A 22,675-nucleotide genomic window follows, 5' to 3' on the forward strand; every position below is an offset into this window, starting at 1 on the left:
CAGGGCGTCCAGGTCATTCGTCACAGATCGATCTTGGACGCCCTGTCTGCGTTCCCAAACGCACCGTCAGCATTCGGAATGACTCGTCTAGGGGGCCTTTCGTAGGTATCCGGCGGATCGGCGCGCCAGCGGCGTGGAACGGGTGGCTTGCGAGCGGGCGCCGCCTCGCGGCGAAGGGGCGGGACACGGCGCCGGGCCCGGCTTAGTCGGGCAACGTCCGGGTGGGAGGCCCCAGGAGGTCTCCTCCCGGTCGTGGGCACCCACGACCTGACCTGAGGCTACGCCCGACTCACTCATCCCCCGGTCACCGCTGCCAGAGCGCCCGTGGGATCGCGCAGTGACCTCAGGACAGCCTGAGTTCGACGTACCCGATGGCCTCGCCCGGCAACAGGTACCGCTCGATCTCGGTGAACCCACGCCGCAGCGCGAACTCCAGCCCCTCCTGGTTGGACTCCAACACGACCGTCTCGATCGCCGCGGCACCGTACTGCCCGGCCCGTTCCAGGCCCCGTGCGTACAACCGGGAGCCGAAGCCACGTCTGCGGTGGGCGGGCAGGACCCGGGCGATCACCGTGGCGGTGGCGGACGCGTCCGTCGGAGGTCGCACCGTGGAGCAGCCCACCAGGACGTCACCGGCGTAGGCCACCTCCAGGTGATGGCGCCCCGCGCGCTCGCGTACCTCCGGCGGCGTCAGGTGATGGGTCGCGACCACCAGGTTGTGAACGGTCCGCCAGTCACTGCGCCGGGCCGTGTCCTCCACCGTCGGGCTCGCTGTTTCGATGCGAAGGTCAGTCACCGCCCCAGGAGACCCGGCGGATTCCGGGGCGTCAACAGGGTTAGCGCCTGCGCTGGCCCCAGCGGGCGGGCCGGTAGGTCGGGCGCTTGGCGGTCGGTTGATGTGTGGGCGGGGCGTCCGTGCGAGGTGCGGCTTCCTGTCACCGCCCTAGTGGGTGGCGAGCCGATCCAGGAGAGCGGCGCTCCGCGCGAGCAACGCCCGTTCTTCACCGGTGAGTTCAGCCTCGATGGCCAGAGCGAGCCAGCCGACCCTGCGACCTCGTTCCGCTTCGAGTGTGGCCCGGCCCGCGTCCGTCAGCTCGACCAGCGACTTACGGCCGTCCGTGGGGTGAGCCCGGCGCGTGATCAGGTTCTGTTCCATCAGCAGTCCCACCGCCCGGGCCATCGACTGGGGTCGTACGCGCTGATCGGCGGCGAGGTCGCTGGTGGTCATGGCGCCGTCCCGGTCGAGTGCGCCGAGGACGGCGACCTGGCCCAGTGGGATGCGGTCCTCGTGTGTGACGCGTCGGGTGAGCTTGCCCATCGCGGTGCGCAGTTCGGCGGCGATGGCGGCGGCTTCCGGGGTGGGCATAGGGCACTTTACCGCGCTGGTCCGGTGGGTCGCGCACCTACTTTACACAGCAATACTGCACAGCAATGCTTATCAGTATTGCTGTATGGTTTGCCGTGGTCGGGCCCAGCGCCAGTGCTGCCGCAGCCGGGGCCGACGGCACACGACAACGGGAAGGACATCCCATGCCCACCAAGGCAGTCGGGACCGTCAACACCACCATCGAAACCATCACCGCCCGCCGGATCATCGACAGCCGCGGTAACCCCACGGTCGAGGTCGACGTCGTCCTCGCAGGCGGGTACCTGGGCCGCGCCGCTGTCCCCTCCGGCGCCTCCACCGGTGCCAGGGAAGCCGTGGAACTACGCGACGGGGACGCCGCGCGGTGGCACGGCAAGGGCGTTGACCGCGCGGTGGCCCACGTCAACGGGGAGATCGCGGTGTCGGTGCGCGGCCGGGACGCGGCGGACCAGACGGGCCTCGATGCGGCGCTGGTCGCCCTCGACGGCACCGCGGCGAAGTCCCGGCTCGGCGCCAACGCGATCCTCGGCGTCTCCCTCGCCACCGCCAAGGCCGCCGCGGCGGCGCACCGCCAGCCCCTGTACCGGTACCTCGCAGGCGCCGACGCCGACCTCCTGCCGCTGCCCATGATGAACATCGTCAACGGCGGCGCACACGCCGACAATCCGCTGGACTTCCAGGAGTTCATGATCGTGCCCGTGGGGGCGGACACCTTCGCAGAAGCGGTCCGCATGGGCAGCGAGGTCTTCCACACCCTGCGCCGTGACCTGCTGGCCGCCGGGCACTCCACGGGCGTGGGTGACGAGGGTGGCTTCGCGCCCGCGCTGCGTACCGCCGAGGAGGCGCTCGACTTCGTGATGGCCGCCATCGAGCGCACCGGATACCGCCCCGGCAGGGACATCGGCCTGGTCATGGATCCGGCGTCGTCGGAGTTCTTCCGCGACGGTGTGTACGACTACGCGGGCGAGGGGGTGCGCCGCACCTCCTCCGAACACGCCGACCACCTGGCCAAGCTCATCGACGCCTACCCGATCGTCTCCATCGAGGACCCGATGGCGGAGAACGACCTGGACGGCTGGCGCGAGCTGACCGCCCGCGTCGGCGACCGCTGCCAGCTCACCGGCGATGACGTCTTCTGCACCAACGAGACGTTGCTGCGCGAGGGCATCCGCACCGGTGTGGGCAACTCGATCCTGGTCAAGGTCAACCAGATCGGGACCCTGACCGAGGCCCTAGCGGCTGTGACCACCGCCCATCAGGCGGGCTGGACGGCCGTCATATCGCACCGTTCGGGCGAGACGGAGGACACCACCATCGCGGATCTGGCGGTGGCCACCGGCTGCGGTCAGATCAAGACCGGCTCGCTCTCCCGCTCCGACCGTACGGCGAAGTACAACCAACTCATTCGCATCGAAGAGGAGCTGGGCGACGCGGCGCGCTTCGCGGGCCGCTCCGCGCTGCTACGGGCTGCCCGGACAGCGTGAGGGGGCGCCCCGCCGTCGCCTGGGCAGCGCGGCGCCGACACCCGTTTCGGGCAGACGGGGCACGGACACGAGCCGGTCCACCTGGAACCCCACGGTCACGGGTGGCGTAGGACGCCTCGCCGCGCAGCCCCAGGCGCCACACCGGGCCTGCCGGTCACCCTTCGCCAGGAGCCTCGGCCTTCGCGATACCGATCGGGCAGGCCACGCCCGTCCCGCCGATGCCGCAGTAGCCGTCGACGTTGCGGTCGAGGTACTGCTGGTGGTACGGCTCCGCCGGCCAGAACGGGCGGGTTTCGGCGGGCAGGACCGTCGTGGTGATCGCCCCGTACCGGGCCGCGGAGAGGACCTTCTGGTAGGCGTCGCGAGAGGCTTCGGCCTCGGCCTGCTGGGTGGGGGAGTGGGTGTAGACAGCGGAACGGTACTGGGTGCCCACGTCGTTGCCCTGGCGGAAGCCCTGGGTCGGGTCGTGTGCCTCCCAGAACACGCGCAGCAACTCGGTGTAGGACACCGAGGTCGGGTCGAAGACGACCCGGACCACCTCGGTGTGGCCGGTACGGCCCGAGCAGACCTCTTCGTACAGCGGGTTCTCGGTGGAGCCGCCCTGGTAGCCGACGAGCGTGGTCCACACGCCCGGGACCTGCCAGAACTTCCGCTCCGCTCCCCAGAAGCAGCCGAGGGCGAAGTCCGCGACCTCCAGCCCCCGTGGGTAGGGGCCGGCGAGCGGGTTGCCAAGGACGGTGTGGTGGGACGGCAGGTCGAACTGAGGCTCCGGGCGGCCCTTGAGGGCTTCCTCGGGAGTCGGGAGTTCGGGGGTACGGCGACCGAAGATCATCACGGCTCCTGGTGCTGTTACGGCGTGTGGGGACAACGTGCCCGCGACGGCGGAGATTCCCCACCGCCACAAGCCGGTGACCTCTCGGTCAAAGCACTAGCGCGGCAGAGTGGCGGGGCTGCCGCCGTTCGCCTCGTAGCCCGCCACGGCCAGGGCGCGGTAGACCGCGTACTCGGCCGCCGGGTCCGGGTTCTGCGACCAGGGCAGGGCACCCACGCAGCCGTCCACGTGACGCAGCTGCTCCATGGCCTGCGCCCACCTCTCGCACCGTACGAGGAAGAAGACCAGCAGGTGGCGGACATGGGCCAGCATCGGGTCCTCGGCCCGGGCCGAGTGCACGGCGTACAGGGCGCCCTCGACCGCTCGGGTTACGACCGCGCTCTGGTAGAAGCCCCGCACCAGGTTGACCTCGGGTAGGTGCTCGTAGACGGCGAACAGCGGGAGCGCGGCCAGCAGGGAGCCGCGGGGGGCGCGGGCCGCAGCCGCGTGAGTGAAGGCGTCCGCCTTGTCGCGCGAGCCGTGCCACTTCTCGCACCAGTAGTGGAGGGCAGCCAGATGGGCCCCCATGTGGTGGGGCGCACGGTCGATGACTTTCGCCCAGAGCAGGTCGAACTGCTGCTCCGGGTAGGCCAGCCCGCGGGCGACGGCGAGTTCGGTGATGTACGGGACGGGGTCCCCGGGGGCGAGCAGCGCAGCCTCGCCGCAGGCGGTCCGTGCCTCCTCCAAGATGATCCGGTGGTCGTCCGAGCCGACTCCGCCGGAGGAACGCCAGGCCTGGTGCACGAGGAACTCGGCGTGCACCTGGGCTCCACCGGCGTCCTTGGGCGCCTCCAGCCGCCAGGCCCGCAGCCACTGGGCACCGGTCCCCGGCTGCTGGGCCAGTTCGAGTGAGGCGGCGCCGGCGAAGGCCTGGACGCGCTGCCAGCGGACTTCGCCTTCCTTGGGCGTACCGGCGAGGAGCTGGGAGGCGGCCCGCCAGTCCTGCGACCGCTGCACCGCACCGAGCACGTCCATCAGGTCCTGATCGGGGCCGGGGACGCGGACGTCGAGGAGTTCTTGGCGGACGAACCCGTAGGCGGCGGGGTCCGCCGCGTCGGGGCTGCCGGGCGAGACCAGGCGTACTCCGCCGCGCCGCCGCCGCAGATAGGGGAGCAGGACGGCCATCAGCATGCCCATCGCCAGCAGGAACCACAGAATCTCCATGGCTCCAAGCGAACCAGACCGCCACCCTGGAGGCGAATACGGGGTGTGCCCCGCGGGGCTTAGGCTCTGCCCCATGAGCGACCAGCAGAGCCACGAGCACCAGAGCTTCGAGACCCGCGCGATCCACGCGGGCAACACGGCGGACCCGCTGACCGGCGCGGTCGTGCCCCCGATCTACCAGGTGTCCACGTACAAGCAGGACGGTGTGGGCGGGCTGCGCGGCGGTTACGAGTACAGCCGCAGCGCCAATCCCACGCGTACGGCCCTGGAGGAGAACCTCGCCGCACTGGAGGGCGGTCGGCGCGGTCTGGCCTTCGCCTCCGGCCTGGCGGCGGAAGACTGCCTCCTGCGTGCGCTGTTGGCCCCGGGGGATCACGTGGTCATCCCCAATGACGCGTACGGCGGTACGTTCCGCCTGTTCGCGAAGGTGGTCGCCCGTTGGGGCGTGCAGTTCGACGTGGCGGACACCTCGGACGCGGCTTCGGTGCGGGCGGCCCTGAGGCCCAACACCAAGGCGGTTTGGGTGGAGACCCCCTCCAATCCGCTGCTGGGCATCACCGACATCGCGGCGGTGGCGGAGATCGCGCACGCGGCGGGTGCCCGTCTGGTGGTGGACAACACCTTCGCCAGTCCCTACCTCCAGCAGCCGCTCTCGCTGGGGGCGGACGTGGTCGTGCACTCCCTGACCAAGTACATGGGCGGTCACTCGGACGTGGTCGGTGGGGCGCTGGTCACCGCCGACGAGGCCCTGGGTGAGGAACTGGCCTACCACCAGAACGCGATGGGCGCGGTGGCGGGGCCGTTCGACTCCTGGATCGTGCTGCGGGGCATCAAGACGCTCGCCGTGCGCATGGACCGCCACAGCGAGAACGCCGAGCGGGTGGTGGAGATGCTGACCCGGCACCCGAAGGTGGTGCAGGTGCTGTACCCGGGGCTGCCCGAGCACCCCGGGCACGATGTGGCGGCGAAGCAGATGAAGCACTTCGGCGGGATGGTCTCGTTCCGGGTTGCCGGTGGCGAGGCCGCGGCCGTGGAGGTGTGCAACCGGGCCAAGTTGTTCACCCTGGGCGAGTCGCTGGGCGGTGTGGAGTCCCTGATCGAGCACCCGGGGCGGATGACGCACGCGTCGGTGGCCGGGTCCGAGTTGGAGGTGCCGGCTGATCTGGTGCGCCTGTCGGTGGGCATCGAGGCCGTCGATGACCTGCTGGCCGACCTGACCCAGGCGCTGGGCTGAACCCCGACCGGTAGGGCCAGTCGTGGCTTGGCCGGGCCCGGACGTTCCCCGACCGCGGGTGAGCGTCCGGGCCGTCTGCCTCAGCACGGCGCCTTCGGGGCCGGTGCGCTCACCAGCCTTCCAGCGGCGGCGCCACGTCCGAGGGCGGCACCGTCCAAGGCCGCGTGAGCAGGGCCCACACGGTGAAGGCGCTGACTGCCGCGAGCAGCAGGAGCCAGCCCAGGCGGTGCAGGGTGCGGCGTCTGCGGAGCAGACGGCGGCCCTGGGTGGCGGCTGTGGTGGCCAGGTCGGCCGGGACCGCGGGTCTGGGCCCCTCCAGCAGTCGGCGCACTTCGACTTCCTTGCGGTCGGGCATGCTCACCGGGGTACCACCCCCTCACCGGCGGCCTCGGGTGCGCGGGAGCGGAGGGTGGCCGTGGCCCGGGTGCACAGTGCCCTCACCCGTTCGACCGGCAGACCGAGGAGGGCCGCGGCTTGTTCCTCGGCGACACCTTCGTAGAGGCGCACCACCACGATCAGCCGCTCCTGCGGGCTGAGTCGGGAGAGGACCCCGCCGTGCGCGCGGTGGTGGCGCCATCCGGTCAGGGCGAAGCGTCGGATCAGTTCCTGGCGCGTGTGGGCGTAGGGGTCGTCGCCACGCAGTCGCTCCCAACGCGCGAAGGTCCGGGCCAGGGCGGCTGCGAGGAGGCGCCGGGCCATGGGGTTGGCCTCCTCGGTCTCCGCCGTGAGCAGGGTGGCGGCGTGCAGCAGCCGTCCGGCGGCGCCCGCGACGAACGCCTCGAACTCCCGGCCGTGACGGCCCGGTCGAGCCGTCTCCCCCTGATCGCTCACCCCCTCATCTGAGGGGACGGCGAACCCGGGGTCAAGGGGTGGGAGTCAAGAGCCCTGTGGACCTTGGGCGTCGGCTGCCGCGGTGCTCGCCATCCAGTCGGAGAGCGAGAGGTTGAACCGGGTCAGCAGGGAGGTGAAGACCTCCCGCTCCTGCGGTGTCCAGCCCTCGGTGACCTGCGTCATCAGGGCTCGCCTGGAGGAGCGCACGTCTTCGAGCCGGGCGAGGCCGCGCGGCGAGAGGGCCAGGACGACGGCGCGACCGTCTTCCGGGTGGGAGGTGCGCTTGACCAGTCCGGTGTCGACCAGAGGTGCCACCTGGCGGGTGACGGTGGAGGAGTCGATGCCCATGCCTGCCGCGAGCGCCTTGACCCCCATCGGACCCTCCTGGTCCAGCCGGTTCAGCAGGAGGTAGGCGGCGCGGTCCATGGAGTTCCGGGCCTGCCCGACGCCGCCGAGCCGGGTCTGTTCGGCCCTTCGGGCGAAGACGGCCACCTCGTGTTGGAGGGTGTCGAGGAGTACGGGATCCGGCTCGGCCGCGGCCGGTAGGTCCGGACTGTCCGGTGCCGAGGAGGGCTCGGAGGACGGCGTGGGGGCCGGGGTGCTGGGCATGGGAACTCTGAGCTCTCTTCACGGGGGCGGGCAAGTTGGGGGACAGAGTACGCGGCCGGGAGGTGGCTCGTACCTGCCCTGACCAAACCGGTGGCAGGACCGGACGGGCGAGGTAGGAGGCACGGGTCAGCTGCGAGACTGGGTGTCATGAGCTTCCGTCTGGGTGACCCCTTTCCACCGTTGATCCTCGACGACATCCGGGGTGCGCAGAAGATGCTTTCCGGGGTGGCGCGGATGACGGCCATGGAAGGCAGCCGTCACCTGTCCGAGTTGGTGGGTGCGCCGGTGCACCTGAAGTGCGAGAACCTACAGCGCACCGGTTCGTTTAAGCTGCGCGGCGCCTATGTGCGGATCGCGGGGCTGTCCCCGGAGCAGCGGGCGGCCGGGGTGGTCGCGGCGAGCGCCGGGAACCACGCTCAGGGCGTTGCCCTGGCCTCGTCCCTGCTGGGTGTGCGTTCCACGGTGTTCATGCCGGTCGGCGCGCCGCTGCCGAAGGTGGCCGCGACCCGTGAGTACGGGGCCGAGGTCCGATTGGAGGGGCAGGTGGTCGACGAGACCCTGGCCGCGGCTCAGGCCTACGCGGAGCGTTCCGGAGCCGTCTTCATCCACCCCTTCGACCACCGGGACGTCATCGCTGGCCAGGGCACGGTGGGGCTGGAGATCCTGGAGCAGTGTCCGGAGGTGCGGACGGTGCTCGTCGGCGTCGGCGGGGGTGGTCTGGCGGCGGGGATCGCGGTGGCGGTCAAGGCGTTGCGGCCGGACGTGAAGGTGATCGGGGTGCAGGCGGCGGGTGCCGCCGCCTATCCGCCCTCCTTGTCCGTCGGCCATCCGGTGTCGATCGATTCGCCGGTGACGATGGCGGACGGCATCAAGGTGGGGCGGCCCGGGGACGTGCCGTTCGCGATCATCGCGGAGCTCCTCGACGAGGTGCGCACGGTCTCGGAGGACGCCCTCTCCAGTGCGCTGCTGCTGTGTCTGGAGCGGGCCAAACTGGTGGTGGAGCCGGCGGGGGCGAGTCCGGTGGCCGCCTTGTTGACGGAGCCGCGGCACTATCGGGGGCCGGTGGTGGCGGTGCTGTCCGGGGGGAACGTCGATCCGCTGCTGATGCAGCGGGTCCTACGGCACGGCATGGCGGCGGCCGGCCGCTACTTCTCGCTACGGGTGAACCTGCCGGACCGTCCGGGAGCCCTGGCCGGCCTGTTGGGGTCGTTGTCCGTCCTGGACGCGAACGTGCTGGACGTGAGTCACGTCAGGACCGACCCCCGGTTGGGCCTGACGGAGGTCGAGGTCGAGCTGCACCTGGAGACGAAGGGGCCGGAGCACTGCGTGGAGGTGGCGGGGCACCTGCGGATGGCCGGCTACCGCGTGCTGGAATGATCTGCCCGCCGGCCTCTGGCGTACGAAGGCGCCCCGGACCTCGTGCCTCGGCACGGGGCGGGGCGCCCGTTCGTATCGGGGTCAGCCGTTGTAGGGCCTGACGTCCAGGATCTTCACCGAGGCCGTCTTGCCGTTCGGCAGTTCGTACGCGGCGTCCTCGCCGATCTTCTTACCGCTCACGCCCGAACCCAGTGGGGACTGCGGCGAATAGGTGTCGATGTCTGAGGAGGCGTATTCGCGGGAGGCGAGCAGGAAGGTCATCGTGTCGTCCTCGTCGCCGTCGAAGGCGATCGTGATGACCGTGCCGGGGGCCACCACGCCGCTGGCTGCGGGTGCCTCGCCCACCTTGGCGCTCTCCAGCAGCTGGGTCAGCTGGCGGATGCGCAGTTCCTGCTTGCCCTGCTCCTCCTTCGCCGCGTGGTAACCGCCGTTCTCCCGCAGGTCACCTTCCTCACGGGCCAGCGCGATTTTCGTCGCGATCTCCGTGCGTGCGGGACCAGACAGGTACTCCAGCTCGGCCTTGAGCTGGTCGTACGCCTCCTGGGTCAGCCAGGTGACGCTCTCGCTCGTCTGGGTCACAGGTGCTCCTCGTCGGTACAGGGGAATACAAGTCGCCACGACTCTCGGCCAGGCGAAACCACGAGCCTAACAATTCAGGACGCAAACGGGGAGGATGCGGCCGTTCTCGGAAGGGACTCGATGCGTTCCCACCGGTGGTACCCCACGGGAGCTGCGGCTACCCGCGTCGGAGGGGGCGGGGTGTGGTCTCCCGGGCGGTGCGTCAGTGCTGCCCGGCCCCGAGCTGCTGGCAGCCGACGAGTTCGACCATGGTCGCCCGGTTCGTGGTGCGCAGCGTCACGATCTCGTCCACCCGGGAGGCGCGCTGGTCGAATACGTAGTCCTTCTGTCCGACCTCGTTGCGTTCGGTGTCCTGGGAGCTCAGGGTGCACACTCCGGTCACGGAGGCGTCCTTGCGGACTTCGAGGTGCACCTTGACCTCATGGTCCGAGACCACCTGGTATTTGATCAGCTCGGCACTCACCTCGGTGCCGGAGACGTAGTGCCAGCCGAACCAGCCGATCACGGCGAGCAGTCCCACGCCCAGCACACCGCCGACGATCTTGAGCTTACGGTCATCGCGCTCGTCCGTCGTGCGGCCGTACCGGCCTTCGGGGAGCTGCTGACTGGCCGCGCTCATCGATCGTCCTCTCGCGCACCGGAACCCGGAATTTTCCGTCCCCCGTTTCGGTCACTATAGAAGCCGCCGACCGTGACGAATCACTGAGGACCGAGTCTTGACTGAGCAGCTTCGTTTGATGGCCGTCCACGCTCACCCCGACGACGAGTCGAGCAAGGGCGCGGCCACCATGGCCAAGTACGTCGCCGAGGGGGTGGACGTGCTCGTCGTGACCTGCACGGGTGGCGAGCGCGGTTCCATCCTCAACCCCAAGCTCAAGGGCGACCGCTACATCGAGGAGAACATCCACGAGGTGCGGCGCAAGGAGATGGACGAGGCGCGCGAGATCCTCGGCGTCTCCCAGGAGTGGCTTGGCTACGTCGACTCGGGGCTGCCCGAGGGCGACCCGCTGCCGCCGCTGCCCGAGGGCTGCTTCGCGCTGGAGGAGGTCGAGGCGGCGGCCGGCCGGCTGGTGCGCTCGATCCGTTCCTTCCGACCCCAGGTGATCACCACCTACGACGAGAACGGCGGGTACCCGCACCCGGACCACATCATGACCCACCAGATCTCGATGGTGGCCTTCGACGGCGCGGCCGACACCGAGAACTACCCGGAGGAGGAGTTCGGCCCGGTCCACCAACCGCAGAAGCTCTACTACAACCAGGGCTTCAACCGGCCGCGGACGGTGGCCCTGCACGAGGCGATGCTCTCGCGCGGCCTGGAGTCGCCCTACGGCGAGTGGCTTGAGCGGTGGGAGAGCTTCCAGCGCAAGGAGCGGACGTTGACCACGTACGTACCCTGCGGTGACTTCTTCGAGATCCGGGACAAGGCACTGATCGCGCACGCCACGCAGATCGACCCCGACGGCGGCTGGTTCCGGGTGCCGATGCACGTCCAGCGCGAGGTCTGGCCCACGGAGGAGTACGAACTGGCGAAGTCCCTGGTGTCGACTTCCCTCCCCGAGGACGACCTCTTCGCGGGCATCCGGGAGAATGCGGAAGTATGAGCGCTACCCAGGCAGCACTGACCCAGCTCGTCCCGCTCGCCGCGGACACCTTCGACAAGAACAAGGTGACCCCCGGCGTGCTCGGCTTCCTCGTCTTCGCGGCGCTGGCGGTCGGCGTGTGGGCGCTGATGAAGTCCATGAACCGCCACATGGGCCGGGTCTCCTTCGAGGAGGACCCGGACCCGGCGGACTCCGGCGTCGACGGGAGCACGGCCACCGGCCGGAGCTGACCCCTCGGCGCGGCCTCCGCCCGGTAGACGATGACGTCCGGGCGGGGGTTGGTGAGCGGAACGTCCTAACAGACGGACGTCGAAGTCGGTGTCCGCGTTCCAGTCCGGGCCCGCGGCGGCGTCCAGGGCGTTGGCCAGGATGCGGGCCAGCCGGTTGTACCGCTTCGAGGCGCCCGGGCCCACGACGACCATCCCGTCCACGATCTCGATGCCGGCGCACTGCTCCTCGGACCAGGAGTCGTACTGCTCCGCGCTGATCTGCGTGTGCATCCACGCGGGCGCCACCATCTCGGCGGGCACGAAGGACCTCCTTCGAGGATGCGGTTCTGCACGACTCAGGCACTGCCCGCTTCCAGTCGGGCACCGGCTTTGGGTCAGGGCAGAACCTCCGGCGTCCGTCGGGAGACCTGGGTGCAAAAGGGGCGATCCGCATGCACCACGTGATGGCGCATGAGTGCGAATCCGCCGAGTGGGGCGGGGCTTGCGGGCCGAACCGGCAGGGCCGTGTCGGCGTGAGAGGCTGGGTCGTGGGAACCGGTTGGCTGGTGTGACCGCGCCTTATCTGCTTCAGCACGCTGATAACCCGGTCGACTGGTGGCCGTGGGAGGCCGGCGCGTTCGAAGAAGCCCGGCGGCGCAACGTCCCGGTGTTCCTGGGCGTCGGCTACAGCGCGTGTCACTGGTGCCAGTGACTTAACACAACCAGGTGGTCCTGAACTGGGATGTTTCCGGAGAGCACTGGCGCAGATGCTTATGGTGCGCGACCGGGGCAGAAGGTCAGCGCTTGGACCGAAGATCAGTGCACCCCCGCCACTCTTGCTGAGCCGACGCTCTCGCAGTGGACCCGTATGAGACCGTGGCCCCATATCCTGAGAGGCGACGGGAAGGAGCCGTTGATGAGCGTCGACGCGGTCATGCACACCGAGTTCCCCGCCGGGTACGTGATCTTCTTCGGTATCGACGGGAAGGTGGTTATGACTCCGCAGAGCTTCGAGCACTCCAGCACGATCAAGTCGATGCAGATCGACTCGCTCTCGCTCGGCCGGCACGCGAAGACCGCCTCCGACGTCTACCTGGACTTCCCCGCCGACGAGAACTCGGCCCCCGACTTCGCGATCCTGCGGGAGGACGCGCAGCGACAGGGCAAGCGCTACAGCTTCGAGGACGTCCTGTTGATCGCCGAGGTGGTGTCGGTCTCCTCCGCGCGCAAGGACTACGACGACTGCACCGCGAAGTACGGCCGCTACGGCATCCCGGTCTACGTGGTGGTGGACCCGTACGCCGCGGAGGTCGTCGTCCACACCCAGCCCACCGGCTCCGGCTACATCGCGGCGCACACCCACAAGTACGGCTCGGGCAAGTTGCCCATCGAGCTGGCCGACGGGCGGACTTACACCCTCGACCTTGACGAGCTGCCCCGGCCCGAGGCTGACGCGCGCTGATCGCACCACCTGGCTCATCGTTCCTGCAGCTTGCTGGCTCCGAGCGAGCAGGGCGATGGCTGCCATCGAGGCTGCCTCCCGCTGAACCTCTGTTGACCTTCGGCTCCACCCGTAACCTGTTGCCCTGAAGTCAACTGGGGCGCGGGGAGCGTACTGTGTGGGCGCGCGAGGGCCGCGCCGGGCAGGTCCCGTGCATGCGGTGTCGGCGTGTTGATGGGACCGTCCCCGCGGAGTGCTCGCGGGCTGTGATGCTGCCGTCATGGCGAATCGACTGGCAGACTCCCAGTCGCCCTATCTCCTCCAGCACGCCTCCAATCCTGTGGACTGGTGGCCATGGGGAGAGGAGGCGATGCAAGAGGCCAAGCGGCGCGACGTTCCCATCTTTCTCTCGGTGGGTTATTCGTCGTGCCACTTAGCCTGACGATCACTGGTGCCAGTGAACTCACAGACCCGGTAGTCGACGGCGCCTACACGTCTCTGATGATCACGTGCTTCCCGCAGAGCTTCGACCAGTCGTCCCGGTCGGAGGACAGAACGATTACGGGGGCCGGGACGCGGAGCGCGAGCGCGGCGACGAGGGCGTCGATGGCGTACTTGTGTCCGTGCAGCCCGCCTGCGTCCTGGAGCAGCCTCACGGCGGTCAGGGAGTCCTCCTGGCTGACCGGTTCCACCCCCAGCCGGGAGAGCACCCACTTCAAGCGTGCAAGATCGGTCTTCCCGTGTACGGCTTCGACGATGGTCAGCGCGGACACGCGGACGGGAACCCCGGCCTGCCGCGATGCCTCGATGCGTGCCGCCATACCGCGGTCGTTGCGCAGGAGCAGAGCGAGCGCCTCGGAGTCGAGCACCAGCGAGCGGGCCGGCTGCTCCTTCACGCGGCGCCCCGCTCCGCATCCTCGGCGTTCACGTCCCCGAACAGCTCGCGACGAGCGGTTTCGATCTCCTGCTCCGTGAGCGCGCCGTGCTCCTCCTCGTGGGACGCCACGATCTCGGCGAGCCCGTCCATGGCGAGCTGGTGCCTGACGGCCTCGGTGATGTAGCCGGACAGCCCGCGGCGGCCGGTTCGGGAACGGAGCTCGCTGACCAGTTCGGTGGGCATGGACACGGAGATGTTCTCGGTAGTTCCGGCTCGGGTCGGCTTCATGCTCAGAGTGTAGGACAAGCTCTATTACATAGAGAGGGCTTTCCTGCTTCCCGGCGAACTGGTCGACGGTCAGGGCCGCGCGCCACCTGGGTGGTTTGCCCGGCTTGAGGTGGACATGCATCGAGGGGCAGCCGGTCCGCTTACTCGCCGCCGCTTGACAGGACTCCATCCGAACCTTCAAGTCCCGAGGGGTTGAGAATGGGAGCCTTTTCTATCCTCAGGTCGAGGAGTGGTGCAGGGCGACGGCCTACCTCAGTTTGTGCAGTTCAGGTGCAGGGTGAGGACGGCCTGGACGAGCCTGGTGATGCGATGGGCGCTGCAGCGGAGTTTGCGCAGCAGGCGCCAGGTCTTCAGGATGGCCATGGCCTGCTCGCCCAGGGCCCGGATGCGCGCGTGGGCGATGTTGACGCCCAGAACCTTGACTCCGGCGGTCTGCGGCAGCCGTTCTTCGTGCACAGATGGTCACGCGCCGCGATCCTCGTCGTGCAACGATGGGAGCATGAATCGACTGGCAGACTCCCAGTCGCCCTATCTCCTCCAGCACGCCTCCAATCCTGTGGACTGGTGGCCATGGGGAGAGGAGGCGATGCAAGAGGCCAAGCGGCGCGACGTTCCCATCTTTCTCTCGGTGGGTTATTCGTCGTGCCACTTAGCCTGACGATCACTGGTGCCATGTGATGGCCCATGAGTCCTTCGAGGACCAGCGGACCGCCGCGTACCTGAACGAGCACTTCGTCAGCATCAAGGTGGACCGCGAGGAGCGCCCGGACGTCGACGCCGTGTACATGGAGGCCGTGCAGGCGGCGACCGGGCACGGCGGCTGGCCGATGTCCGTCTTCATGACGGCCGACGGAGAGCCCTTCTACTTCGGCACCTACTTCCCGCCCGAGCCCCGTCACGGGACACCTTCGTTCCTGGAAGTCCTGGAGGGGGTGCGGGCCGCCTGGGAGGGGAGGCCGCAGGAGGTGGCGGAAGTCGCCCAGAGGATCACCCGCGACCTGGCCGGCCGGTCCTTCGGCGTGCCGGAGGGTGGTGTGCCGACGGAGGAGTCCCAGGGCGCCGCACTGCTCCAGCTGTCCCGCGACTTCGACCCTGCCAGCGGCTGGTTCGGCGGCGGGGACACCCGCTTCCCGCCGAGCATGGTGGTGGAGTTCCTGCTCCGTCACCATGCCCGCACCGGGTCGCTCGGCGCCCGGGAGATGGCGGAGAGGACCTGTGAGGCGATGGCCCGCTCCAGCCTCTACGACCAGGTCGGCGGCGGCTTCCACCGCTACGTGCTGCGGCAGCGTCCGGAGGGCGCCCTGGTCCCGCACTTCGAGAAGATGCTCTACGACAACGCCCTGCTGTGCCGGGCCTACGCCCACCTGTGGCGGTCGACCGGCTCTGAGCTGGCACGCCGGGTGGCCCTGGAGACGGCGGACTTCATGGTGCGCGAGCTGCGTACCCATGAGGGCGGCTTCGCCTCGGCGTTGGACGCGGACAGTGAGGACGCCTCGGGGCGGCATGTCGAGGGCGCCTACTACGTGTGGACGCCCGCGCAGTTGCGGGAGGTGCTGGGCGAGGAGGACGCGGCGCTCGCCGCCGCGTACTACGGCGTCAGCGACCAGGGCACCTTCGAGCGTGGATCCTCGGTGCTCCAGCTCCCCTCGGGCGGGCCCGAGGTGTCAGCGGAGCGGGCCGCGGCGATCGGCCGGCGGCTGTCGGCGGCGCGCGCGCAGCGCCCGGCACCTGCTCGGGACGACAAGGTCATCGCTGCCTGGAACGGTCTGGCCATCGCCGCGCTGGCCGAGGCCGGCGCCTACTTCGACCGTCCCGACCTGGTGGAACGGGCGACCGAGGCGGCCGACCTCTTGGTACGGGTGCACATGGACGGCAGGGCGCGGCTGGCGAGGACGAGTCGCGACGGGGTGTCCGGTGCTCATGCGGGGGTGCTGGAGGACTACGGGGACGTCGCGGAGGGCTTCTTGGCGTTGGCCGCGGTGAGCGGCGAGGGCGTGTGGCTGGAGTTCGCGGGTTTCCTGGTTGACCTGGTGCTGGACCAGTTCACGGCCGAGGACGGCTCGCTGTACGACACCGCGCACGAGGCGGAGAAGCTGATCAGGCGGCCACAGGACCCGACGGACAACGCGGCGCCGGCCGGTTGGACGGCGGCCACCGGGGCCCTGCTCTCCTACGCGGCGCACACCGGTTCCGAGGCCCATCGGCGCGCCGCGGAGCGGGCGCTCGGGGTGGTGCGGGCACTCGGACCGCGCGCTCCGCGGTTCATGGGGTGGGGGCTGTCGGTGGCGGAGGCCCTGCTGGACGGCCCGAGAGAGGTGGCCGTCGTGGGACCGCACCGGGATCCGGGCACTGCTCTGCTGCACCGGGTGGCGCTGTTGGGCACTGCGCCAGGTGCGGTGGTCGCGGTGGGCGGCGAGGTTCCGGCGGGGGAGGAGGAGTTCCCGCTGCTGCGGGGGCGTCCGTTGCTCGGCACGCAGCCGGCGGCCTACGTGTGCCGGCAGTTCGTGTGCGCGGCTCCGACGGCGGAGCGGGCGGTGCTGGCCGAGGAGGTCGGGGCCGTTCGGGACTGAGCGGGCGGCCTCGGGTCTGGGGCGGGGGCTCCCCGGTGTCGTCCGACGGGCGGTGCTCAGGCGTGCTGGTAGGCGACCAGGGAGATGCCCACGTAGTGCACGACGAAGGCGGCCAGGGTGAGGGAGTGGAAGACCTCGTGGAAGCCGAACCAGCGCGGGCTCGGGTTGGGGCGCTTGATTCCGTAGATCACTCCGCCCGCGCTGTAGAGCAGTCCGCCGACGATCACCAGCACCAGGACGGCGATGCCGCCGGTGCGCAGGAAGTCCGGTAGGAAGAAGACGGCGGCCCAGCCCATCGCGATGTAGCAGGGCGTGTAGAGCCAGCGGGGTGCTCCCACCCAGAAGACGCGGAAGGCGATGCCGGCTGCGGCGGCCAGCCAGACCGCCCACATGAGGGGCCGTCCGGTGGAGCTGGGGAGGAGGAGGATCGTCAGCGGGGTATAGGTACCGGCGATGATCAGGAAGATATTGGCGTGGTCGAGCCGGCGCAGGATCGCTTCGCCCCGTGGGCCCCAGTTGCCCCGGTGGTAGAGGGCGCTGATGCCGAAGAGCAGACAGGCGGTGAGGACGTAGACCCCACAGGCGACACGCGCCGTGGTGGACTTGGTGAAGGCCATCAGAACCAGACCGGCGATCACGACGGCGGGGAACATCCCGGCGTGGAGCCAGCCTCGCAGTTTCGGTTTGACGATCACCTCTGTTGTCATGCGCTCATGCTACCTACGGGTCCGTAGGTAGCGGTTGGGTCGAATGCCCCGACCGGGGTGAGTGGCGATGCTCACACGGGAATGTCCACGCTCAGGTGAGAGGGCCTCTGGACAGATGGGCGGTTGGCGCGGATGATCAGATGAGTGCGGTCGACACCGGATGAGCGGAGCGCGAAGCGTCCGGGTCGCAGCCCCCAAGGGGCACATCACCAAAAACCCCTCAACAAGGAGCAACCGTGGCGCGCGACAACGCGGCTCCCACTTCCCCGACGACCCTGCCTACCCGGCATCGGGAGCTGATCTCCTGGGTCGACGAGATCGCTGCCCTCACGGAGCCTGACCGCATCGTGTGGTGCGACGGTTCCGAGGCCGAGTACGAGCGCCTGTGTGAGGAGCTCGTGTCCAAGGGCACCTTCAAGAAGCTCGACCCCACTTTGCGACCCAACTCCTACTACGCGGCCTCCGACCCCTCTGACGTCGCGCGCGTGGAGGACCGCACCTTCATCTGCTCCGAGAAGGAAGAGGACGCGGGCCCGACCAACCACTGGAAGGCCCCGGCGGAGATGAAGGAGCTCTTCATCGGCACGGCCGGCGAGAAGGGGATCTTCCGCGGTTCGATGAAGGGCCGGACGATGTACGTCGTCCCGTTCTGCATGGGCCCGCTGGGTTCGGAGCTGTCCGCGATCGGCGTCGAGATCACCGACTCCGCCTACGTCGCGGCGGCCATGCGCACCATGACCCGTATGGGTCAGCCGGTCCTGGAGGAGCTCGGCACCGACGGGTTCTTCGTCAAGGCCGTCCACACCCTCGGCGCGCCGCTCGCCGAGGGCGAGGCCGACGTGCCGTGGCCGTGCAACTCCACCAAGTACATCTCCCACTTCCCCGAGAGCCGCGAGATCTGGTCCTACGGTTCGGGCTACGGGGGCAACGCCCTCCTCGGCAAGAAGTGCTACGCACTGCGCATCGCCTCGGTGATGGCCCGCGACGAGGGGTGGCTGGCCGAGCACATGCTCATCCTGAAGCTGACCCCGCCGCAGGGTGAGTCGGACGGCCCCAAGTACATCGCCGCCGCCTTCCCGAGCGCCTGTGGCAAGACCAACCTGGCGATGTTGGAGCCCACCATCCCGGGCTGGACCGTGGAGACCGTCGGCGACGACATCGCCTGGATGCGCTTCGGTGAGGACGGCCGGCTGTACGCGATCAACCCGGAGGCCGGGTTCTTCGGCGTGGCTCCGGGCACCGGCGAGCACACCAACGCCAACGCCATGAAGACCATGTACGCCAACACCGTCTTCACCAACGTCGCGTTGACCGACAACGGCGACGTGTGGTGGGAGGGCATGACCGAGGAAACCCCCGCCCACCTGACGGACTGGAAGGGCAACGACTGGACCCCGCAGTCGCCCACCCCCGCGGCCCACCCCAACGCGCGGTTCGCGGTCCCCGCCTCGCAGTGCCCGACCATCGCGCCCGAGTGGGAGGACCCCAAGGGCGTCCCGATCTCCGCGATCCTCTTCGGTGGTCGTCGGGCGTCCGCGGTGCCGCTGGTCACCGAGTCCTTCGACTGGAACCACGGCGTCTTCATCGGATCGAACATCGCCTCCGAGAAGACCGCTGCCGCCGAGGGCAAGGTCGGCGAACTGCGCCGGGACCCCTTTGCCATGTTGCCGTTCTGCGGCTACAACATGGGCGACTACATGGCTCACTGGATCAAGGTGGGCGCCGACAAGGACCAGTCCAAGCTCCCGAAGATCTACTACGTCAACTGGTTCCGCAAGAACGACGCGGGCAAGTTCGTCTGGCCGGGCTTCGGTGAGAACAGCCGGGTCCTGAAGTGGATCGTCGGAAGGCTGGAGGGCAAGGCCGAGGGCGTGGAGACCCCCATCGGCATCCTGCCGACCGCCGAGTCGCTCGACACCGACGGCCTGGACCTGTCGGCGCAGGACCTGGACTTCCTGCTCACCGTCGACAAGGAGGTGTGGCGCGAGGAGGCCGCCCTGGTCCCCGAGCACCTCAACACCTACGGCGACCACACCCCCAAGGAACTGTGGGACGAGTACCGCGCGCTGGTCGAGCGCCTGGGCTGACAGCCGAGTACGTCAAGGAGGCGGGCGTACTACGCTCCGCAACCGCGCACCAGTGGTGAACCAGCGAGGCCGTGGCCTTCCCGGACGGGAGGTCACGGCCTCGTCCTGTTGTGCGGTCCCCGGGGCCTTCGCCCGGGTGGCGGCAACGGTCGGCTGCCCGCCCCGCCGCCTCGTCCCCGGGACGTAGCAGGGTGCCGCGTCCGGCAGCCGACCCCGTAAGGCGCCGAGCCCGCCTCAGTCCGTCGCGGCATCGCAGACCTCACCGGGCTGGTACCGGTGCGGCGACGAGGGGCCGGGCCGCACCGGACGGGCGGCCCGGCCCCTCAGCGCCCCTCCGGGCCCTCCTCGGCCGCCCGCGCGCCTCCCTCCGCAGCTCCCTGGCCCGCGCGGCGGCGCCGGCGCGGGGGAGTGAGGGGCGGGATCGTCGGAACCCTGGATGTGCGCCTCTTGGGAACCAGGCCCGGCGCCTCGGCGGGCCTGGTGTCCGAGGCCGTGTCCTCGGCCTCCGGTGCGCCCGCGCCGCGTCGGGGCACCGCAGGACCGGCGCGGGCCCTGCTCCGGGGCGCGCTGCGGCCCCGTTCCGCAGCCACCGCGTCCCCGGCCGCCGCCGGCTCCGAAGGCCCGTCCCCGCCCGTCGAGGGCCGCGGCGGAGCCTCCTCGGTCCGCGCCTGCGGGAAGGGGATCACCGCCGCCTGGCCGGGAGTGCGCCCCACCAGCCGGAGCGGGCGGGTGCGGCCCAGCCGTGCTTCCTCCAGGGCGGGACCGTATTCGGCTGCCGCGTCCTGCCAGCCGTGGGCGTAGGCCCGCAACTCCCGTCGCTCGATGTCCTCGCGCAGCAATATGGCCACGTCGCTGGGTGAACGCTCCCCCAGGAGCCGCCCCAGTTGGGCCAGCAGGCCTGGTAGGTCCTCGCTCGCCTCGGTGCCCGCCCCCTCCAGGCCCGCACCCCACTCTTCGACCTCTGTGGTCTGCTGCTCCCCCGTACCCCCTGTTGCTCTGGGACCTTCTGCCCTCGCCGCCCTTCCGGCGCCGGCCACTGTCTCGTCGCCGTCACCCATGGTGCGAGAGGGCCCGTCGCCCTCTGCCGTGCGTATTTCTCGCTCGCGTCCCATCGTTGCCAATCCCGCCCACGCGTCGCAATGCGTCCAGCAGCGCGTCCCTAACGGCGCACCGACTGGCGCACCGGTAGGGACGCATGCCAACGCGTTCCGGGGGGCGTTACTGCCTGCGTGAGCAGAGGGGGCAGGCTGTGACAGCTTAACGAGACACTTCGGCCAACGGGATTCGGCCCCGCTGACGCGCCCTCAATCCTGTGCCAGCGGGGCCCGTTGGGCAGGTGAGGGCGGCAAGAACTGCGCTGCGACCTTCATGAACATCTCCCGCTGCTCGACGGGAATCCCGAGCCCTGCCGCCGCTTCCTCCAGGGTGAGTCGGCGGTTGGCCAGGGCTGGGCCGGGCGCCGACGGCTGGGGGAGCGGCAGGTCGGTCTCGGTCAGGCGGCCCGAGCGGATGAGCATGTCGCGCACCGGGACGTCCAGGACGTGCGCGAGGCGGCGGGTGGTCTCCAGGTCCGGCATGGATTGCCGCTGGAGAAGTCGGGTGATGGCTGCGCGGTGGACTCCCGCCTCGTCGGCGAGTCGTGACTTCCCGCCGCCTCGCGGGCTGTCGATGTCGAAGCCGCGGCGGCGGATCAGATCCTCGACCCAGGCGGCGAACTGGTCCAGATCATTGGCGGTCATGGGTTGTCGCCTCCCTCCGAAGCGGGCCTCAGGATATCGCGCTTGCGCGCACGGAAATACGTGCTGGTGCGCGCGCACGCTGTAAATTCGAGAAAACAGGCGGCTAGGTAAGTTGCGAGCGCGCGCGCAACGTGTCAGTGTGCGAGTCCGCAACGAACTCGCAGAGAACAGGAGCCGTCGCCATGGCTATCCCCGGAGCCCCCTCCGGATCACCCGCGCCGCACTCTTCGAGGCCCTCTCTTGCCGAAGCGCTCGACTTCTTCGGCTGGCGCGCTGCCGCCGCCTGCTCCTCCCTGCCCCCCGGGATCGTCTTCGCGCGCCGGGAGTCCGAGGCCCGGCCCGCCCTCGTGGCCTGCCGACGCTGCCCGGTCGTGGCGCGCTGCATCGAGGCGGTGGCGCCGGCGGAGAGCTTCTTCGACGGAGTGAGCGGCGGGCGCCTGTGGCGCAATGGTCGACCCGTACGGCTGAGTGATGACGCTGTTGCGCCCTCGCGCGCTACTTCCTCGGCGTCGTACCCGGTCGAGCAGACGTGACCCGTACACATCACGTACGCGAGCTACGCCTGTCCACCCACCACCCCGTACGTCGCCCCACGGCCCCATCACACCTCCCGGGAGGACCCGTGCCCACGCCCACCGATGACGCAGCACTCTGGATCGAAGCGCTGCTGCGCCAGTTCCCCGAACTCCTCACGGAACTCGCACCCGGGCGCCGGTCACCTTGCACCGGCCACCTCCCCGACCCCGAACTGCTGCGCGCCGAAAGGCGTGAGGCGCTCCTCGTGCAGCAGCGTCACGGTCTGGCCGTGCCGGGGCACAGCACCGCCCCGCTGCGCCTGCACGTCTCCGACGCCATCCGCGACATCACGGACGGGGTCATCGAACTCGACGAGGCCGTGCACGCCGCACTCGGACTCGGCCGCCCCCGTCAGGCGCGGGTGCCGCAGCGGCTGGCGAGGATCGCGGGCCTCCTCGGCCCGGCCGGCGACCAGCCTGACCTCGCGCGGCACATCCGCGACGAGACGCGCCGGATGGCCCGTCGTTGCGCCCGTGCGCTCGGCGACACGGAGTCCATGGTCAGGGTGCGCGGACGCTGCCCGTGGTGTGATTCGGTCTCCCTGCGCGCCTTCCCCGCCCGGCGCGCCGTGCTCTGCGTGAACCCGGCCTGCCGCTGCGCCGATGCCGAGTGTGACTGCCGCGCCGATCCGGCGTACCGACACGTGTGGCACGAAGGCGACTGGGAGGCGTTGACCGCCGTCTCGGGCGGCCACCGGCACGAACTGCACGCCTCCATGGACGCCGCTGACGAGGGAGTGCGCCGATGAACACCGCCACCGCATCCACCGCGCTGATCAACGCGGCCCTGGCCGCCACCGAGGCCGGGGTGGTCCCTGCCACCATCCGCAAATGGGTCCAGCACGGTCACCTGACGCCCGCCGGTCGGCAGGGCAGGGCACTGCTCTACCGGCTGGAGGACGTCTTCGCGGCCGAGCGCGCGGTCCGGGGACGGTAAACCGGCCTACGGGCCCAGAAGGAAACGCGGAAGAACCGCGGAAGAGGGGGGGGGGGGGGGGGGGGGGGGGGGGGGGGGGGGGGGGGGCCGGGCCGGGCCCGCCCCCCGCGCGGGGGCGCGCCCGCC

The 22,675-nt window shown here is 70.1% G+C and carries 24 protein-coding genes and 5 pseudogenes; 13 read left to right on the top strand and 16 right to left on the bottom strand.

Features of this window, described 5'->3' with window-relative positions; all coding sequences use genetic code 11:
• Positions 1 to 343: 343 nt before the first annotated feature.
• Both ACFYMC_RS28040 and ACFYMC_RS28045 read right to left on the bottom strand, forming a co-directional pair.
• Positions 344 to 796, bottom strand: coding sequence for a GNAT family N-acetyltransferase (locus ACFYMC_RS28040; protein ID WP_388530399.1), 453 nt, complete (start codon positions 794 to 796; stop codon positions 344 to 346).
• Between the two features lie 147 nt (positions 797 to 943).
• Positions 944 to 1,366 carry a MarR family winged helix-turn-helix transcriptional regulator gene (locus tag ACFYMC_RS28045; RefSeq protein ID WP_388530402.1) on the bottom strand — a complete coding sequence of 141 codons (423 nt, stop codon included), beginning with the start codon at positions 1,364 to 1,366 and terminating at the stop codon, positions 944 to 946.
• A gap of 164 nt (positions 1,367 to 1,530) precedes the next feature.
• On the opposite strand from ACFYMC_RS28045, the gene eno reads away from it, so the two are divergent.
• Positions 1,531 to 2,850, top strand: a complete 1,320-nt coding sequence (gene eno, locus ACFYMC_RS28050; protein WP_388530405.1) for a phosphopyruvate hydratase — start codon at positions 1,531 to 1,533, stop codon at positions 2,848 to 2,850.
• A 154-nt stretch (positions 2,851 to 3,004) separates the two neighbouring features.
• On the opposite strand, the gene msrA is transcribed toward eno, so the two are convergent.
• Both msrA and ACFYMC_RS28060 read right to left on the bottom strand, forming a co-directional pair.
• Positions 3,005 to 3,682 (bottom strand): peptide-methionine (S)-S-oxide reductase MsrA, encoded by a 678-nt coding sequence (gene msrA / locus ACFYMC_RS28055; RefSeq protein ID WP_388530409.1) that lies wholly within the window; start codon positions 3,680 to 3,682, stop codon positions 3,005 to 3,007.
• A gap of 96 nt (positions 3,683 to 3,778) precedes the next feature.
• A complete protein-coding gene (locus ACFYMC_RS28060; protein WP_388530412.1) occupies positions 3,779 to 4,885 on the bottom strand; it encodes a hypothetical protein in 1,107 nt (368 codons plus the stop codon).
• Positions 4,886 to 4,958: 73 nt separating this feature from the next.
• Here ACFYMC_RS28060 and ACFYMC_RS28065 point away from each other — a divergent pair, with 73 nt between their 5' ends.
• The gene (locus ACFYMC_RS28065; RefSeq protein ID WP_388530415.1) at positions 4,959 to 6,119 is read left to right on the top strand and encodes a cystathionine gamma-synthase; all 1,161 of its coding nucleotides are present in this window, start codon (positions 4,959 to 4,961) and stop codon (positions 6,117 to 6,119) included.
• Positions 6,120 to 6,228: 109 nt separating this feature from the next.
• On the opposite strand, the gene ACFYMC_RS28070 is transcribed toward ACFYMC_RS28065, so the two are convergent.
• From ACFYMC_RS28070 to ACFYMC_RS28080, 3 genes are read right to left on the bottom strand one after another with little or no spacing between them, the layout of a single operon-like run.
• Positions 6,229 to 6,474 (bottom strand): hypothetical protein, encoded by a 246-nt coding sequence (locus tag ACFYMC_RS28070; RefSeq protein WP_388530418.1) that lies wholly within the window; start codon positions 6,472 to 6,474, stop codon positions 6,229 to 6,231.
• A gap of 2 nt (positions 6,475 to 6,476) precedes the next feature.
• A complete protein-coding gene (locus tag ACFYMC_RS28075) occupies positions 6,477 to 6,950 on the bottom strand; it encodes a sigma factor-like helix-turn-helix DNA-binding protein (RefSeq protein ID WP_388530420.1) in 474 nt (157 codons plus the stop codon).
• A 45-nt stretch (positions 6,951 to 6,995) separates the two neighbouring features.
• Positions 6,996 to 7,559 (bottom strand): MarR family winged helix-turn-helix transcriptional regulator, encoded by a 564-nt coding sequence (locus ACFYMC_RS28080; RefSeq protein WP_388530423.1) that lies wholly within the window; start codon positions 7,557 to 7,559, stop codon positions 6,996 to 6,998.
• A 147-nt stretch (positions 7,560 to 7,706) separates the two neighbouring features.
• Between ACFYMC_RS28080 and ilvA the strand changes: the two genes are divergently transcribed.
• Entirely contained in the window at positions 7,707 to 8,936 is a 1,230-nt protein-coding gene (ilvA, locus tag ACFYMC_RS28085) for a threonine ammonia-lyase (protein WP_388530426.1), read from the top strand.
• Between the two features lie 81 nt (positions 8,937 to 9,017).
• On the opposite strand, the gene greA is transcribed toward ilvA, so the two are convergent.
• Both greA and ACFYMC_RS28095 read right to left on the bottom strand, forming a co-directional pair.
• Positions 9,018 to 9,515 (bottom strand): transcription elongation factor GreA, encoded by a 498-nt coding sequence (gene greA / locus ACFYMC_RS28090; RefSeq protein ID WP_388530428.1) that lies wholly within the window; start codon positions 9,513 to 9,515, stop codon positions 9,018 to 9,020.
• 202 nt (positions 9,516 to 9,717) lie between these two features.
• On the bottom strand, positions 9,718 to 10,134 hold the full coding sequence (locus ACFYMC_RS28095) for a DUF4307 domain-containing protein (RefSeq protein ID WP_388530431.1): 417 nt from the start codon (positions 10,132 to 10,134) through the stop codon (positions 9,718 to 9,720).
• Positions 10,135 to 10,231: 97 nt separating this feature from the next.
• Between ACFYMC_RS28095 and mca the strand changes: the two genes are divergently transcribed.
• Both mca and ACFYMC_RS28105 read left to right on the top strand, forming a co-directional pair.
• Positions 10,232 to 11,119, top strand: coding sequence for a mycothiol conjugate amidase Mca (gene mca / locus ACFYMC_RS28100; RefSeq protein ID WP_388530433.1), 888 nt, complete (start codon positions 10,232 to 10,234; stop codon positions 11,117 to 11,119).
• A complete protein-coding gene (locus ACFYMC_RS28105) occupies positions 11,116 to 11,349 on the top strand; it encodes a hypothetical protein (RefSeq protein ID WP_388530436.1) in 234 nt (77 codons plus the stop codon). Before mca ends, ACFYMC_RS28105 begins: the two co-directional genes overlap by 4 nt.
• On the opposite strand, the pseudogene ACFYMC_RS28110 reads toward ACFYMC_RS28105, so the two are convergent.
• Positions 11,325 to 11,649: pseudogene (locus tag ACFYMC_RS28110) on the bottom strand (Uma2 family endonuclease); the annotation flags it as partial. The gene ACFYMC_RS28105 and the pseudogene ACFYMC_RS28110 overlap by 25 nt on opposite strands.
• Positions 11,650 to 11,869: 220 nt before the next feature.
• Between ACFYMC_RS28110 and ACFYMC_RS28115 the strand changes: the two are divergent.
• The 3 genes and pseudogenes from ACFYMC_RS28115 to ACFYMC_RS28125 all read left to right on the top strand — a co-directional run.
• Positions 11,870 to 12,034 (top strand): annotated as a pseudogene (locus ACFYMC_RS28115) (DUF255 domain-containing protein); the annotation flags it as partial.
• A 210-nt stretch (positions 12,035 to 12,244) separates the two neighbouring features.
• Positions 12,245 to 12,790: a Uma2 family endonuclease gene (locus tag ACFYMC_RS28120; RefSeq protein ID WP_388530439.1), complete on the top strand. Its 546-nt coding sequence runs from the start codon at positions 12,245 to 12,247 to the stop codon at positions 12,788 to 12,790.
• A 259-nt stretch (positions 12,791 to 13,049) separates the two neighbouring features.
• Positions 13,050 to 13,202: pseudogene (locus tag ACFYMC_RS28125) on the top strand (DUF255 domain-containing protein); the annotation flags it as partial.
• Between the two features lie 55 nt (positions 13,203 to 13,257).
• Here ACFYMC_RS28125 and ACFYMC_RS28130 read toward each other — a convergent pair.
• The 3 genes and pseudogenes from ACFYMC_RS28130 to ACFYMC_RS28140 form a co-directional block, all read right to left on the bottom strand.
• Positions 13,258 to 13,665: a PIN domain-containing protein gene (locus tag ACFYMC_RS28130; RefSeq protein WP_388530442.1), complete on the bottom strand. Its 408-nt coding sequence runs from the start codon at positions 13,663 to 13,665 to the stop codon at positions 13,258 to 13,260.
• Positions 13,662 to 13,934, bottom strand: coding sequence for a hypothetical protein (locus ACFYMC_RS28135; protein WP_388530445.1), 273 nt, complete (start codon positions 13,932 to 13,934; stop codon positions 13,662 to 13,664). Before ACFYMC_RS28135 ends, ACFYMC_RS28130 begins: the two co-directional genes overlap by 4 nt.
• A gap of 252 nt (positions 13,935 to 14,186) precedes the next feature.
• A pseudogene (locus tag ACFYMC_RS28140) lies at positions 14,187 to 14,342 on the bottom strand (IS5/IS1182 family transposase); the annotation flags it as partial.
• A gap of 91 nt (positions 14,343 to 14,433) precedes the next feature.
• On the opposite strand from ACFYMC_RS28140, the pseudogene ACFYMC_RS28145 reads away from it, so the two are divergent.
• Positions 14,434 to 16,504, top strand: a pseudogene (locus tag ACFYMC_RS28145) (thioredoxin domain-containing protein).
• 56 nt (positions 16,505 to 16,560) lie between these two features.
• Here the strand turns inward: ACFYMC_RS28145 and ACFYMC_RS28150 are convergent.
• Positions 16,561 to 17,211, bottom strand: coding sequence for a hemolysin III family protein (locus tag ACFYMC_RS28150; protein ID WP_388530448.1), 651 nt, complete (start codon positions 17,209 to 17,211; stop codon positions 16,561 to 16,563).
• A 236-nt stretch (positions 17,212 to 17,447) separates the two neighbouring features.
• Here ACFYMC_RS28150 and ACFYMC_RS28155 point away from each other — a divergent pair, with 236 nt between their 5' ends.
• Positions 17,448 to 19,298, top strand: a complete 1,851-nt coding sequence (locus ACFYMC_RS28155) for a phosphoenolpyruvate carboxykinase (GTP) (RefSeq protein WP_388530451.1) — start codon at positions 17,448 to 17,450, stop codon at positions 19,296 to 19,298.
• Between the two features lie 323 nt (positions 19,299 to 19,621).
• On the opposite strand, the gene ACFYMC_RS28160 is transcribed toward ACFYMC_RS28155, so the two are convergent.
• Together ACFYMC_RS28160 and ACFYMC_RS28165 are read right to left on the bottom strand one after the other, a co-directional pair.
• A complete protein-coding gene (locus ACFYMC_RS28160; protein ID WP_388530454.1) occupies positions 19,622 to 20,410 on the bottom strand; it encodes a hypothetical protein in 789 nt (262 codons plus the stop codon).
• A gap of 192 nt (positions 20,411 to 20,602) precedes the next feature.
• Complete coding sequence (locus tag ACFYMC_RS28165; RefSeq protein ID WP_388530458.1) at positions 20,603 to 21,037, bottom strand: helix-turn-helix domain-containing protein; 435 nt, start codon at positions 21,035 to 21,037, stop codon at positions 20,603 to 20,605.
• A gap of 182 nt (positions 21,038 to 21,219) precedes the next feature.
• On the opposite strand from ACFYMC_RS28165, the gene ACFYMC_RS28170 reads away from it, so the two are divergent.
• The 3 genes from ACFYMC_RS28170 (at position 21,220) to ACFYMC_RS28180 (ending at position 22,549) form a co-directional block, all read left to right on the top strand.
• Positions 21,220 to 21,570, top strand: coding sequence for a WhiB family transcriptional regulator (locus tag ACFYMC_RS28170; protein WP_388530461.1), 351 nt, complete (start codon positions 21,220 to 21,222; stop codon positions 21,568 to 21,570).
• 89 nt (positions 21,571 to 21,659) lie between these two features.
• On the top strand, positions 21,660 to 22,361 hold the full coding sequence (locus tag ACFYMC_RS28175) for a hypothetical protein (RefSeq protein WP_388530464.1): 702 nt from the start codon (positions 21,660 to 21,662) through the stop codon (positions 22,359 to 22,361).
• Positions 22,358 to 22,549: a hypothetical protein gene (locus ACFYMC_RS28180; RefSeq protein WP_388530467.1), complete on the top strand. Its 192-nt coding sequence runs from the start codon at positions 22,358 to 22,360 to the stop codon at positions 22,547 to 22,549. The genes ACFYMC_RS28175 and ACFYMC_RS28180 overlap by 4 nt, the downstream gene beginning before the upstream one ends.
• Positions 22,550 to 22,675 lie beyond the last annotated feature (126 nt).

This window comes from Streptomyces sp. NPDC006879 (assembly GCF_042869595.1).
Taxonomy (GTDB): Bacteria; Actinomycetota; Actinomycetes; order Streptomycetales; family Streptomycetaceae; genus Streptomyces.